Source organism: Ferruginivarius sediminum, assembly GCF_003344765.1.
Classification (GTDB): domain Bacteria; phylum Pseudomonadota; class Alphaproteobacteria; order Kiloniellales; family Rhodovibrionaceae; genus Ferruginivarius; species Ferruginivarius sediminum.
Genome location: NZ_QPMH01000005.1, coordinates 29,813 through 42,704, shown reverse-complemented (window position 1 = coordinate 42,704; position 12,892 = coordinate 29,813). Strand labels below are relative to the sequence as shown.

The 12,892-nt window shown below is 66.0% G+C and carries 14 protein-coding genes; 11 read left to right on the top strand and 3 right to left on the bottom strand.

Annotated elements, in window-relative coordinates; genetic code table 11:
• The first annotated feature begins 26 nt into the window (after positions 1-26).
• Genes msrB through DRB17_RS07135 form a run of 3 tightly spaced genes read left to right on the top strand, consistent with a single transcriptional unit; the run spans position 27 to position 1,688 of the window.
• Positions 27-443, top strand: coding sequence for a peptide-methionine (R)-S-oxide reductase MsrB (gene msrB, locus DRB17_RS07145; protein ID WP_114581518.1), 417 nt, complete (start codon positions 27-29; stop codon positions 441-443).
• A gap of 2 nt (positions 444-445) precedes the next feature.
• Entirely contained in the window at positions 446-1,225 is a 780-nt protein-coding gene (locus DRB17_RS07140; RefSeq protein ID WP_114581517.1) for an SDR family oxidoreductase, read from the top strand.
• A 43-nt stretch (positions 1,226-1,268) separates the two neighbouring features.
• Positions 1,269-1,688: a dihydroneopterin aldolase gene (locus DRB17_RS07135; RefSeq protein WP_114581516.1), complete on the top strand. Its 420-nt coding sequence runs from the start codon at positions 1,269-1,271 to the stop codon at positions 1,686-1,688.
• Positions 1,689-2,058: 370 nt separating this feature from the next.
• Here the strand turns inward: DRB17_RS07135 and DRB17_RS07130 are convergent, their stop codons facing one another.
• Both DRB17_RS07130 and DRB17_RS07125 read right to left on the bottom strand, forming a co-directional pair.
• Complete coding sequence (locus DRB17_RS07130) at positions 2,059-2,709, bottom strand: CPBP family intramembrane glutamic endopeptidase (protein ID WP_114581515.1); 651 nt, start codon at positions 2,707-2,709, stop codon at positions 2,059-2,061.
• Positions 2,693-3,424 carry a GNAT family N-acetyltransferase gene (locus tag DRB17_RS07125; protein ID WP_114581686.1) on the bottom strand — a complete coding sequence of 244 codons (732 nt, stop codon included), beginning with the start codon at positions 3,422-3,424 and terminating at the stop codon, positions 2,693-2,695. Before DRB17_RS07125 ends, DRB17_RS07130 begins: the two co-directional genes overlap by 17 nt.
• Positions 3,425-3,729: 305 nt before the next feature.
• On the opposite strand from DRB17_RS07125, the gene uvrC reads away from it, so the two are divergent.
• From uvrC to moaE, 6 genes are read left to right on the top strand one after another with little or no spacing between them, the layout of a single operon-like run.
• Positions 3,730-5,628 (top strand): excinuclease ABC subunit UvrC, encoded by a 1,899-nt coding sequence (gene uvrC / locus DRB17_RS07120; RefSeq protein ID WP_241503776.1) that lies wholly within the window; start codon positions 3,730-3,732, stop codon positions 5,626-5,628.
• Between the two features lie 50 nt (positions 5,629-5,678).
• Positions 5,679-6,263, top strand: coding sequence for a CDP-diacylglycerol--glycerol-3-phosphate 3-phosphatidyltransferase (gene pgsA / locus DRB17_RS07115; protein WP_114581514.1), 585 nt, complete (start codon positions 5,679-5,681; stop codon positions 6,261-6,263).
• 37 nt (positions 6,264-6,300) lie between these two features.
• Entirely contained in the window at positions 6,301-6,831 is a 531-nt protein-coding gene (mobB, locus tag DRB17_RS07110; protein WP_114581513.1) for a molybdopterin-guanine dinucleotide biosynthesis protein B, read from the top strand.
• 4 nt (positions 6,832-6,835) lie between these two features.
• On the top strand, positions 6,836-8,089 hold the full coding sequence (moeA, locus tag DRB17_RS07105) for a molybdopterin molybdotransferase MoeA (RefSeq protein WP_114581512.1): 1,254 nt from the start codon (positions 6,836-6,838) through the stop codon (positions 8,087-8,089).
• A complete protein-coding gene (moaD, locus tag DRB17_RS07100; RefSeq protein WP_114581511.1) occupies positions 8,086-8,337 on the top strand; it encodes a molybdopterin converting factor subunit 1 in 252 nt (83 codons plus the stop codon). Before moeA ends, moaD begins: the two co-directional genes overlap by 4 nt.
• A gap of 5 nt (positions 8,338-8,342) precedes the next feature.
• Entirely contained in the window at positions 8,343-8,810 is a 468-nt protein-coding gene (gene moaE, locus DRB17_RS07095; protein WP_114581510.1) for a molybdopterin synthase catalytic subunit MoaE, read from the top strand.
• Between the two features lie 28 nt (positions 8,811-8,838).
• On the opposite strand, the gene DRB17_RS07090 is transcribed toward moaE, so the two are convergent.
• On the bottom strand, positions 8,839-10,338 hold the full coding sequence (locus DRB17_RS07090; protein WP_114581509.1) for a leucyl aminopeptidase: 1,500 nt from the start codon (positions 10,336-10,338) through the stop codon (positions 8,839-8,841).
• Between the two features lie 241 nt (positions 10,339-10,579).
• On the opposite strand from DRB17_RS07090, the gene lptF reads away from it, so the two are divergent.
• Positions 10,580-11,707: an LPS export ABC transporter permease LptF gene (lptF, locus tag DRB17_RS07085; RefSeq protein WP_114581508.1), complete on the top strand. Its 1,128-nt coding sequence runs from the start codon at positions 10,580-10,582 to the stop codon at positions 11,705-11,707.
• Positions 11,707-12,843, top strand: a complete 1,137-nt coding sequence (gene lptG / locus DRB17_RS07080) for an LPS export ABC transporter permease LptG (protein ID WP_114581507.1) — start codon at positions 11,707-11,709, stop codon at positions 12,841-12,843. The genes lptF and lptG overlap by 1 nt, the downstream gene beginning before the upstream one ends.
• Positions 12,844-12,892: the final 49 nt, after the last annotated feature.

The window sequence follows — 12,892 nt, the reverse complement described above, 5'->3', positions numbered from 1 at the left end:
TCATTCGCCGTAAGGGAGATGCCGCCATGGCCGATACACCCACGAAGGAGAAGGTCCAGAAAACCGACAAGGAGTGGCGCGAGCAACTGACGCCGGAGCAATACCGCGTTACCCGCCGCGCCGGCACCGAGCGGCCCTTCAAGAACGAGTACAACGACTGCAAGACGCCCGGCGTCTATGCTTGCGTGTGCTGCGGCCAGCCGCTGTTCGATTCCGACACGAAGTTCGACAGCGGCACCGGATGGCCCAGCTTCTACGCGCCGATCGGGGACGGCTCCGTCGCCTACAAGTCCGACCGAAGCCTGCTGCTGCGCCCGCGCACCGAGGTGCTGTGCAGCCGCTGCGACGCCCATCTGGGCCACGTGTTCGACGACGGGCCGGAGCCGACCGGCAAGCGCTACTGCATGAACTCGGCGGCGCTGAAGCTGGATCCGAAGTCCTAGCCTTGCAGCGCCATCCGGAAAGCTATCCGCGGGCCGCGCTCATCACGGGTGCGGCCCGGCGTATCGGCGCGGCCATCGCCCGCGATCTCGGGGCCAAGAAATGGGCCGTCGGCGTCCACTACAACACCTCCGAGGCCGACGCCAACGCGGTTGTCGATTCGATCGCCGCCGCCGGCGGCCGCGCGGTCGCACTGCAGGCTGACCTGGGCGACGAGGCGGCGGTGGCCGGCCTTATTCCGTCCGCCGAGACAGCGCTGGGGCCCATCGGGCTTCTGATCAACAATGCCAGCGTGTTCGAATGGGACGACGTCGGCACGGCAACGCGAGATAGCTGGGACAGGCATCTGGAGCCGAACCTGCGCGCACCCTTCGTGCTGACCCAGGCGCTGGCCTCCCGGCTTCCGGCCGATCATGGCGGGGTGGTCGTGAACCTGCTGGACGCACGGGTGTGGAACCTGTCGCCGGGTTTCACCAGCTACACGCTGGCCAAGGCGGGCCTGTGGACGCTGACCCGCACGCTTGCGCTCGATCTCGCCCCGCGAGTCCGCGTCAACGCCATCGGCCCTGGCCCCGTCCTACCCTCACCACGGCAGACCCAGGCGGACTTCGACGCGCAGTGCTTGCAAATGCCCCTTGGAATCGGCACTTCGCCGCAGGAAATCTGTGAAACCGTGAAGTTCATTCTTGCCGCGCGCGCCATGACGGGGCAGATGATCGCCCTCGACGGTGGGCAGCATCTGGGCTGGGCGATGCCCGGCATGGACGGCCCGCCGATCGAATAGGTCAAGGGACGGCACGGGCCGACGGGCGACAAGGGGCAAGACGATGACGAAGGCCGAGACGGCGCAGGACGCGGGCAAGACGACGGCACACAAGACCAGGGTGACGCGCCAGCGGATTTTCGTGCGCGACCTTACCGTCACCTGCAAGCTGGGCGTCACCGAGCGCGAGCGCGCCAAAACGCAGCGCATCCGCATCAACGTGGAACTGGAGGTGGAGCCGGAGCGGCCGATCCACGACGACCCGGCCTACGTCGTCGACTATCGCCACATCGTTCCCTCGATCCGCGACATCGCCTGGAACTGCGCCCCGCTGTTGCTTGAAAGCCTGGCCGACCAGATCGCCGCCGCGTGCCTTTACGACACGCGCACGAAGGTCGTCAGGGTGCGTATCGAGAAGCTGGACCGGTACTCGGATACCGCTGGTATCGGGATCGAGGTGGAGCATACGCGCGACGGCGAGTAAGGATCGTATAGCCAAGCTTTTGAAACGGCGTCGTTTCCACGACTGCGTAAGCACTTCTAACTTGTACACAAGAGAAATTCCCGTTTCGCTGGGACGCAACCAGTAGGCGACGAGGCGGTTTCATGACTCTTTGATTGCAGTTGACTTCTGAAAAATATAGTAAAATCAATATCTTAGGATTTGTGCCTATTTTTTAGGCAGTTTGAACGGAAGGTTGGTTTCCTGCGGGCGAGAGACAGCAGTCACATGGCTGCCCACATGGTTATCCACAAGTTCCGTGGACCACTCCACCGATCGAATTAGAACAGATGTATAAGGTTCCTGGACGCGGTCGGAGTCGCCTGGAATCGAGACCGATGCACGCAAGCCTCTACGGGATCGCACCGTGATAGAAGTAAACGCCGAGGCCAAGCGTGAAGATCGCCTGCCCCGCCAGCCCATGCAGAATGAAGACCAGCGGAAACGACCCGCTTCGCGCATACACCCAACCGAACACCAGCCCGCCAAGGAACGTCAGGGAGAGCGCGACACCATTCTGGTAGAAAGCGTGGGCAAGCGCGAAGACGACGCCGTTGGCCAGGACCGCAGCGCGTTGTGAGCCGAATAGGTGCCCATAGCGGCGAAAGAACAAGGGGCGGAACAGGATCTCCTGCCCCAGCACCGACACAAGTGGGTAAAGCACCATGATCGCCGCCCACAGACTCGGCTGATAGCGGGGCAGCGAGAGCAACCGCTCCGGCACCAGGGCCAGCGTCAGCCCGCCGATGATGACCACGCTGGCGACCGCGAAGGCGACGATGAACGGAAGCCAGCCGCTGAGGGCGCGCACGTCCGCAAGCTCCCGCCAGCCGAAGCCGGGCGTCGCCGCCAACAGAACGACACCCGCAAGCATCAAGACGCCAAGCGGCGCAAAGACGCCAAGCGTGTCGAAGAACGCGAAATGCACCAGCGGCGCGGCGATGTAGATCAGCGCGAACTCCGCGCCGCGCCAGCGCTGGACGGCCTCACACTGCACCGACATCGCCCGCTGCCGTCATCAGGGCCGGGAGGCTATCCCGCTGCCGGCCCTCGCCGTCGAAGTTTCCGGGATCGAGCCAGCGTTCGAAAGCGGCGCGCAGCCGGGGCCACTCGCCGTCGATGGCGGCATACCACGCCGTGTCCCGGTTGCGGCCCTTATAAACCGTCGCCTGCCGGAACACGCCTTCGTAAGTCAGCCCCAGCCGCTGTGCCGCCCGGCGCGAGGCGGCGTTGAGCGCATCGCACTTCCACTCATAGCGGCGATAGCCCAGTTCCTCGAAAGCCCGGTACATCATCAGGTACATCGCCTCGGTGGCGGCGCGGGTCCGCTGCAAGGCCGGGGAAAAGGCGATATGCCCCACCTCGATGGACCCCGCCGCCGGCTGAATCCGCAGATAGCTTGCCACGCCCATAGCCCGGCCGCTCTGCGCGTCGACGATGGCGTGAAACAAGGGATCATCGCCCCGCGCCGCCCTCGCCGCCCATTCCAGATAGCTTTCGCGTTTCTCGAAAGGACCGTAAGGCATATAGGTCCACATCCGGCCTTCCGCATCCGCCGAATTGGCGGCGAAGAGGTCATCGCCATGGCGATCCGGATCAAGCGCCTCCACATGGCAATAGCGGCCCCGCATCGGCGTGCGCGGCGGCGCGGGCCGGGGCGTCCAGCCGGGCACCTCGGGGCCGATGGGCTGGCCCAGGCTATTTGCTCGTTGCTGCATCGCTGCTTCATCCTCCATACGAGGCACTGGAGCATGGAGACGGAGTCCATGGAAGGGCCGGTGTCATCCGGCCTTCGGGCACCGCTTCTCGCGGCCCCCGCGTTGACGGCATCGGCGGCTTGGGAAAACATGAAGGGACGATGGCGAAGCTTCGCGGACATAGATTGCGCAAGGACCCCTCCGCCGGCGGCAAACGCTCGGCCATGCGGCCGGACGAGGACCCCGGCGACTCCTTCACGCAGGTCGCCGCGCTGAACGGCGCCGGGGACGAGGGCACCGGGTCGGCAAACGCCCCCGCCGTGTCGATGGAGCGCGGGCGGGACGTGCTGGTGCGTGCCGTGAAGACGCTGCCCGGCGGTCCCGGCGTCTACCGCATGCTCTCGCGCAAGGGCGAGCCGCTTTATGTGGGCAAGGCGCGCAACCTGAAGAAGCGGGTCTACACCTATACCCAGCTTGCGAAGCTACCCTACCGGATACAGCGCATGGTGGCGGAAACCGCCAGCCTGGAAGTCGTCACCACGCACACCGAGGTCGAGGCGCTGCTGCTGGAAAGCAACCTCGTGAAACGGTTGATGCCGCGCTACAACGTGCAGCTTCGCGACGACAAGTCATTCCCCTACATCCTGCTGACGGGCGACCACGACTTCCCGCGCATCATGAAGCATCGCGGCGCGCACACGCAGCCGGGCGACTACTACGGGCCCTTTGCCTCCGCCGGCGCGGTCAACCGCACGATCACGGCGCTGGAGAAGGCGTTCCTGCTTCGAAGCTGCACGGATCACGTGTTCGCCGCGCGCTCCCGCCCGTGCCTGATGTACCATATCAAGCGCTGCTCGGCACCGTGCGTGGACTACATCTCCAAGGAAGACTACGCAAAGCTGGTGCAGCAGGCGCGCGACTTCCTCTCCGGCCGCAGCCAGGAGATCCAGCGCGAGCTGCAGGAGGCGATGCAGGACGCCTCCGACCGCCTGGACTTCGAAAGTGCCGCCATCTATCGCGACCGCGTGCGCGCGCTTGCGCATATCCAGTCGCACCAGGACATCAACGTCGCCGGCGTCCACGACGCCGACGTGATCGCCCTGCACCAGGAGGCCGGGCAGACCTGCATCCAGGTGTTCTTCTTTCGCGCCGGCCGGAACTACGGCAACCGCGCCTATTTCCCCGGCCACGACCGGACGCTGGAGCCGGGCGAGATCCTGGCCTCGTTCCTGGCGCAGTTCTACGACAACAAGCCGGTGCCACGCCTGCTGCTGCTGAGCCACGCGCCCGACGACCGCGAGTTGCTGGCCGAGGCGCTGGCCGAGCGGGCGCAGGCGAAGGTTGAGATCCACGTGCCGCAGCGGGGCGACAAGCGCAAGCTGGTGGACCACGCGCTCACCAACGCGCGGGAGGCCCTGGCCCGCCACCTGTCGGAAAGCAACAGTCAGCGCCGGCTGCTGGAAGGGCTGGCGGAGCACCTGGGCCTGGAACAGGCGCCCGAGCGGATCGAGGTCTACGACAACAGCCACACGCGCGGCAGCGAGCCCTATGGCGCCATGATCGTCGCCGGGCCCGAGGGCTTCCGCAAGAACCAGTATCGGAAGTTCAAGATCCGGACGACCCGGAAGCTGGCCGAGGAAACGGAAGGTGCCGCGCCGCATAAGAATGGCGAATCGACCGCGGCCCCCGGCGACGACTATGCCATGATGCGCGAGGTGCTGACCCGCCGCTTCCAGCGCGCGATGAAGGAGGACCCGGACAACCAGAGCGGCCAGTGGCCCGATCTCGTGCTGGTCGATGGCGGCCGCGGGCAGCTCAACACCGCGCTGGAGGTCTTCGCCGACCTGGGAATCTCCGACGTGCCGATGGTCGGCGTGGCGAAGGGGCCGGACCGCGACGCCGGGCGGGAGCGCATTTTCCTGCCCGAGCGTCAACCGATGCTGTTGAACAAGGACGACCCGGTCCTTTACTTCATCCAGCGCCTGCGCGACGAGGCGCACCGCTTCGCCATCGGCACGCACCGCGCGGGTCGGGGCAAGGCGCGGCTGCGCTCCGCCCTGGACGACGTGCCGGGCATCGGCGCCAAGCGCAAGCGCGCGCTATTGCTGCATTTCGGCTCGGCCAAGGCGGTGGCGGCGGCCGGGCTCGCGGACCTTGAAGCGGTCGAAGGAATCAGCAAAACAGTCGCGCGCAAGGTATACGACCACTTCCACAGCGCCGCCTGATCCGGCACAAATGCGCCGGTTGACGCTGAAGCGCGAGGACTTTCGCTGTCATGCTGACCAGCCTGCCAAATATCCTGACGCTGTCGCGCATCGTCGTGCTGCCGGTGATCGTGGCCCTGCTGTACTGGACCGGCCCGTGGGCAAGCTGGATTGCGCTTGCCATCTTCGTCGTGGCCTCGGTGACCGACTGGCTGGACGGCTACATCGCCCGGCTTTGGAACGAGGTCTCGCCGTTGGGCCGGTTCCTCGACCCCATCGCCGACAAGCTGCTGGTGGCGGCGGTCATCGTGATGCTTGTGGCCAGCGAGCGGGTTACGGGCCTTGTCGTTCTACCGGCTCTCGTGATCCTGTGCCGGGAGATTCTGGTTTCGGGCCTGCGTGAGTATCTGGCGGAAATCCGGGTGCCGATGCCTGTCTCCAGGCTGGCCAAGTGGAAGACCGCACTGCAGATGGTGGCGCTGGGCATCCTGATCGTCGGCGAAGCCGGCCCGCCGGAGATTCCCCTGCGCCTGATCGGCGAGGTCGGATTGTGGATCGCCGCCGGGCTTACCATGATCACCGGTTATGACTACCTGGTGCGCGGCCTGCAGCACATGCGCGGCGACGCGGCGAAGCCGGCGGAGAAGAAGGCTTGAGGGTGAGGGAGTAGCCGCGGGAAAGCGAGACGGAAACATGACGAGGAACCCACAGGTTATCGGCATCGCCGGCTGGAGCGGCAGCGGCAAGACGACGCTGGTGCGCGCGCTGATCCCGGCGTTGACCGCGCGGGGCCTTCGCGTGTCCACGATCAAACACGCGCACCACAACTTCGACGTCGACAAGCCCGGCAAGGATTCCTACGAGCATCGCCAGGCCGGTGCCGCCGAGGTTCTGGTGTCCAGCGCGAACCGCTGGGCGCTTATGCATGAGCATCGCGGCGCGCCGGAGCCGACGTTGTGGGAACTGCTGCCCCGGCTGTCGCCGGTCGACCTGGTTGTGGTGGAGGGCTTCAAGCACGAGGGCCACGACAAGCTGGAGGTCCATCGCCCGGCGGTCGGCAAGCCGATGCTGGCGGGCGACGACCCGCACGTGGTCGCCATCGCCAGCGACGAAGCAATGCCGGATGCCCGCGTGCCCGTCCTGGACCTGAACGACACCGAGGCCGTGGCCGACTTCGTGATCCGGCATTGCGGGCTGTCGCCACGAGCTGAGGGAGTTGCGTAGGGCAATGGCGCAGTTAAGCGACGATTGCTTCGCGCATGGCGGCCGGCTGATCCGCGTGGACGAGGCATTGGCGGAGATTGCCGCGCGCGTCACACAGGTGACGGAGGCCGAGGAGGCCGGGCTGCACGATGCGCTGGGCCGTATCCTGCTTGAGGATGTGGTGGCGCCCACCGACGTGCCGCCCCACCCGAACGCCGCCGTCGATGGCTATGCCGTATTCTTCGACGACCTGAACACCGATGCCGAGACACGCCTACCCGTCGGCGGCCGGGCGACGGCGGGCCATCCCCTGCCCGGCCCGGCGAGGCGCGGTGAGGCCGTGCGCATTTTCACCGGCGCGCGCATGCCGGAAGGGCCGGACACCGTGATGATGCAGGAGGACTGCACCGAAGCGGACGGCCACGTTGCCATCCGCCCCGGCATCAAGCGCGGCGCCAACATGCGCGCCGCCGGCGAGGACGTGCGCGCGGGCGAGACCGTCCTGCACGCGGGCCAGCGGCTGCGCGCCCAGGATCTGGGTCAAGCGGCGGCGGTCGGGCGCACGGTCCTCCGGGTATCCCGACCGCTGAGGGCCGCCGTGTTCTCCACCGGCGACGAACTGCGCGAGCCGGGGCAGCCACTGGAACCCGGCTGCATCTACGACTCCAACCGCTACACCGTCTGCGCCCTGCTGCGCGGCCTCGGCTGCGAGGTCGCGGACCTCGGCATCCTGCCGGACCGGCGCGACGCGGTGGAGCGGGCGCTGCGCGAGGCCGCCGGCGGCCACGACATCGTCCTCACCTCGGGCGGCGTTTCCGTGGGCGAGGAAGATCACGTCAAGCAGGCGGTCGAGGCCCAGGGCACGATCCACACCTGGCGCCTCGCCATTAAGCCGGGCCGGCCCATTGCACTGGGCCAGGTCGGTCGCGTGCCTTTCGTCGGCCTGCCGGGCAACCCGGTTGCCGTCATGGTCACCTTTATGAATGTCGTGCGGCCAATGCTGCTGCGCCTGATGGGCGGCCGGACGGAGCGGCCGCATACCTTCCGGGTGCGCGCGGATTTCGACCACAAGAAGAAAAAGGAGCGGCGGGAGTGGGTGCGCTGCCGCCTCGTGGCCGGCGACAGTGGCCTCGTGGCCCGCAAGTTCGAGCGCCAGGGAGCCGGCATCCTCTCCTCGATGGTCGAAAGCGATGGGCTGGTGGAGTTGCCCGAGGAGATGACCTATCTTGAGGCCGGAAGTTTCGTGGACTTCCTGCCGTTCAGCGAGGTCGCCACATGAAAGTTCTGTATTTCGCCTGGCTCAAAACCAAGACCGGTGTCGGCGAGGAGGAACTGTCCCCGCCCGCCGGGGTTGCCACCGTGGCGCAGCTTCTGGATTGGCTGGAGGCACGCTCCCCCGGCCACGGCGAGGCGCTGGCCGACCGTCATGCCATCCGCATCGCAGTGAACCAGGAGTACGCACGCCCTGGGGATCCCGTGAAGGCGGGCGACGAGATCGCCCTGTTCCCGCCGGTGACGGGAGGCTGAGCGCCATGATCCGGGTGCAGCGTGAGGACTTCGACCTGGGCGCGGAGGTAAAGGCGCTGACCGCCCGCAACCCGCGAATCGGCGGCCTCTGCAGCTTCGTTGGCCTGGTTCGCGACATGCACGGCGACGACAGCGTGCGCGCCATGACGCTGGAGCACTATCCCGGCATGACCGAAAAAATGCTGCAGCGTATCGATGACGAGGCACACTGGCGGTGGCCGCTGGAAGCAAGCCTCGTCATTCACCGCCATGGCCGTCTGGATCCCGGCGACCAGATCGTCCTCGTCGCCACCGCCAGCCCGCATCGCCAGGCCGCCTTCGAGGCCTGTCAGTTCCTTATCGACTGGCTGAAGACCCAGGCGCCCTTCTGGAAGAAGGAGGAAACGCCGGAAGGCGAGCGCTGGGTCGAGGCGCGCGAGAGCGACGATGCCGCCGCCGAGAGATGGGCCGGCACAGGGAAGGCGGCGGGATAGCCACCGCCTCCCACGCGTACCTGCTCGCCTAACCCTCGTAGCGATCGGCGATAAGGCGGTCCAGCAGACGCACGCCGAATGCCGTGCCGCCCTTGGGAACGGTCGGCTTGTCCTTTTTCGACCATGTCACGCCGGCGATATCCAGGTGCGCCCACTTGACGTCCTTCTGGATGAACCGCTGCAGGAACTGCGCCGCGACGATCGAGCTGGCCGAGCGGCCCTCGCCGGTGTTCTTCATGTCGGCGGCATCGGTGTTGATGTCGCGGTCGTAGTCCTCGCCAAGCGGCATCCGCCACAGAGGCTCAGCGACGGACTTGCCGGCCGTGGTGAGCGATTCCGCCAATTCGTCGTCGTTGGAGAACACACCAGCGGTGATGCTACCCAGCGAAACGATGATCGCCCCCGTAAGGGTCGCGAGGTCGATCACGGTTTCCGGCTCGTAAGTCTTCTGCGCGTACCACAGCGCGTCGGCCAGCACGAGGCGCCCCTCGGCATCGGTATTCAGAACCTCGATGGTCTGCCCGGACATCGACGTCAGGATGTCGCCGGGACGATAGGCCGCGCCCGAGGGCATGTTCTCCACAAGGCCCACCACGCCGACGGCGTTCACCTTCGCCTTGCGGCCGGCCAGCGCCTTCATCAGACCGATGGTAACGCCGGCGCCGCCCATGTCCCACTTCATGTCCTCCATGCCGGCGGCCGGTTTGATCGAGATGCCGCCGGAGTCGAAGCAGACGCCCTTGCCGACGATAGCCAGCGGCGTCTTCTTGCCCTTGCCGCCGTTCCAGCGCATCGCCACCAGCCGCGGCTCGCGCGTCGAGCCCTGGGCCACGGCGAGCAGCGCGCCCATGCCCAGCTTCTTCATCTGCTTGCCGTCCAGGACCTCGACCTCGACGCCCAGCTTCTCCAGCTTCGCGCATTCCTCGGCCAGGCTCTCCGGGTAGAGCACGTTCGCCGGCTCGGATACGAGGTCGCGGGTCAGGAAAACGCCGTCGGCCACCTTGTCCAGAGTATCGAAGCGCTTCTTTGCCTTGGACTCGTCATCGACGGCAATCGACAGCTTCTCCAGCGTCGGCTTGTCCTCGGCCTTCTCGCGGGTCTTGTACTTGTCGAACCGATAGGCGCGAAGGCGGGCGCCGAAGCCCATCCGCGCCGCCATCTCGACCGCGTCCACGGGGCTGCCGGGGAGCGTGTCGAGAACCACGGTCGCCTGCGTTTCGCCAAGCGCGTTGAGACGGGCCAGCACCTCGCCGCCGGCAGCCTCGACATCCAGTTCGCTCAGCTCGTCGCTCTTGCCCAGGCCGAACAGGATAAGCCGGCTGTTATCCACCTGCGCCGGCGCCAGGATTTCGAGTATCTGCTTCTTGCGGCCCTCGAAGCGTCCGCCGGCATTCAGCGCGCGACGCACCGCGCCGCCGGTGGCCTTGTCCAGTTCCTCGGCGGCCGGCGTCAGCGTGCGGTCCTGGAGAACGGCGACGGCGATGGCGCCGCTCTTCGGCAGGCTGCGCGCGGCGTAGGATATCTTCATGGCAATGTCTCTCGCTGATCCCGGTGACGTTTCCCGGAAACGTGGCCCGGCGCCGGGCCCGGTTCCCCATGTCCGATACGCGGGGGCAGCCGACAGTGTCAATGCCCCGCACGGCTAGCGCCGCTCGCGGTTTCGCTGGACGAGCGGGCCGCCAAGCCGTTAAGAGGGGCGGCCAACGTGTGGAAGGGGACAGCCCCGGAACCACCCGACACTGACGGAATCCCGGCGCCGGCACCGCAAGATGCGCGCGATCACGCGATATATACTTCGCCAGCTTCTTACCGTGTCCCTGTTCATTACAGGCGCGCTGACGTTGGCTGTCTGGCTGTCACAGTCGCTGCGGTTCATGGACTATATCGTCAATCGCGGTTTGCCGGTCAGCGATTTCCTGCTGTTCATCCTCCTGCTATTGCCGGGCTTTCTGGGTATCGTCCTGCCGATTGCGGCCTTCTCCGCCGTGCTGTTCGTCTACAACAAGCTTGCAAACGAGAGCGAGCTTGTCGTGCTGCGTTCGGCCGGTCTCAGTCACATGCAGTTGGCGCGGCCGGCAATACTTCTGGCAATCGTCGTGACGGCGTTTGTCTATCTCGTGTCACTCTACGGGCTGCCAGCGAGCTACCGCGCCTTCAAGGATCTTCAGTTCAAGATCCGCAACGACTATTCGACGGTCCTGCTGCAGGAGGGCGCGTTCAACACGCTGGGCGAGGACATGACCGTCTATGTCCGCGAGCGCGGGCCCGAAGGCGAGCTGAGGGGTATTCTGGTGCATGACGCCAGCGATGCCGAGAAGCCGGTGACGATGATGGCCAGTCGCGGCGCGCTGGTGCAAAGCGAGGAAGGCCCCAGGGTTGTGCTGGTCGACGGCAACCGGCAGGAGGTTTCTCCCGATACCGGCCGTCTTTCGGTCCTGTACTTCGACCGCTACACCGTGGATGTGGGCGAACTCAGGGAATCGGTTCATACGCGCTGGCGCCAACCGAAGGAGCGGTTCCTGCCCGGCCTGCTTTCGCCAGGCGCCAGCCCCAACGATCAGCGATACCGGGCGGAGCTTATTGCCGAGGGCCACAACAGGCTTGTTTTCCCGGCCTACACGATCGTCTTCGTCGCTATCGGCCTTGTCGCGATGCTGGGCGGCGAGTTCAGTCGCCGTGGACAGCTTCGACGCCTGCTGGTTGCCGTGATCGCGGTGGCGGCATTGGAGGCGCTCCAGCTTACGCTTAAGGACCTGGCGACGCGCAGTGAGAGCGTCTGGCCGGCGATGTACGTGCTGCTGGGAGCCGCGATGATCGTACCATTCGTGCTGTTGTTTCGCCAGCCGTCACGCCGAGGCGAAAGCCCACCGCTCGCGGCAACGGCGGAGGCGGCGTGATGGCCCGCTCGGCGGTGGCGGTACGGCCGCGAATTCGCAGCCTGCGCCTGTCGCTTACCATGTCGGGCTATATCGCCCGGCACTTCACGGCCCGCTTCGTCTCGCTGCTCCTGGTGCTGCTGGGCATCATCCTGCTTGTCAGCACGGTGGAATTGCTGGACCAACTTGCCACGAAGGAAGGCGTGTCGCTTTGGTTGACCGTCCAGCTCGCGCTGCTGAAACTGCCGCATCTTGGCCAGGAGGTCATGCCGTTCACAATCCTATTCGCGGCAATGGCGACCTTCTGGCGCCTGACACGCTCGAACGAGCTGGTGGTCGTGCGCGCGGCCGGGGTTTCCGTGTGGCAGTTCCTGCTGCCCATCATCGCGGTCGGGCTTGCTATCGGGATACTCACGACGACGGTCATCAATCCGGTCGCCTCGGTGATGCTGCGCCGCTACGAGCAGCTCGAAGCGCAGTATACCGGCAAGCCGGGATCGACAACGGCGGTGTCGAAGAACGGGCTGTGGCTGCGCCAGGCGGATGGTGACGGCGTTTCCGTCATCCACGCACGCCGGGTATCGCAGGAAACGATGGTCCTGCACGACGTGATCGTCTTCCGCTATGCCGAAGAAGACAGGTTCACGAGCCGAATCGATGCGCAGACGGCAAAGCTCCAGGACGGCCATTGGCAACTTTACGATGCGCTGAAAACCCGGCCCGGCGATGAAGGCGAATCGGTCGAGCAAATGCGCCTGCCCACGGAGCTGACGGCGGACAAGATCTACAACAGCTTCGCTCCGCCCGAGACCGTTTCGTTCTGGGCGCTGCCGGGCTTTATCGACCTTCTGGAGAACGCCGGCTTCACGGCCGAGCCGCAGAAGCTGCAGTTCCACAGGCTGCTTGCGAAACCCGTCCTGCTTGCCGCCATGATCCTGCTTGCGGCCACGTTCTCGCTGCGCCCGCATCGGCGCGGGAAGGTCGCGATCATGATTGTTTCTGGCGTCCTGGTCGGTTTTCTGTTGTACATCCTTTCGAACCTGGTGTTCGCCTTGGGGCTGAGTTCGAAGCTGCCGGTGGTTCTCGCGGCCTGGACACCGGCGGGGGTTACCTTGATGCTGGGGATTGCGAGCTTGCTTCATCTCGAAGACGGTTGACCGGGGCACGATGCGGGGGGATCGCAGGGGAATCCGTTGGGGGCTGTTG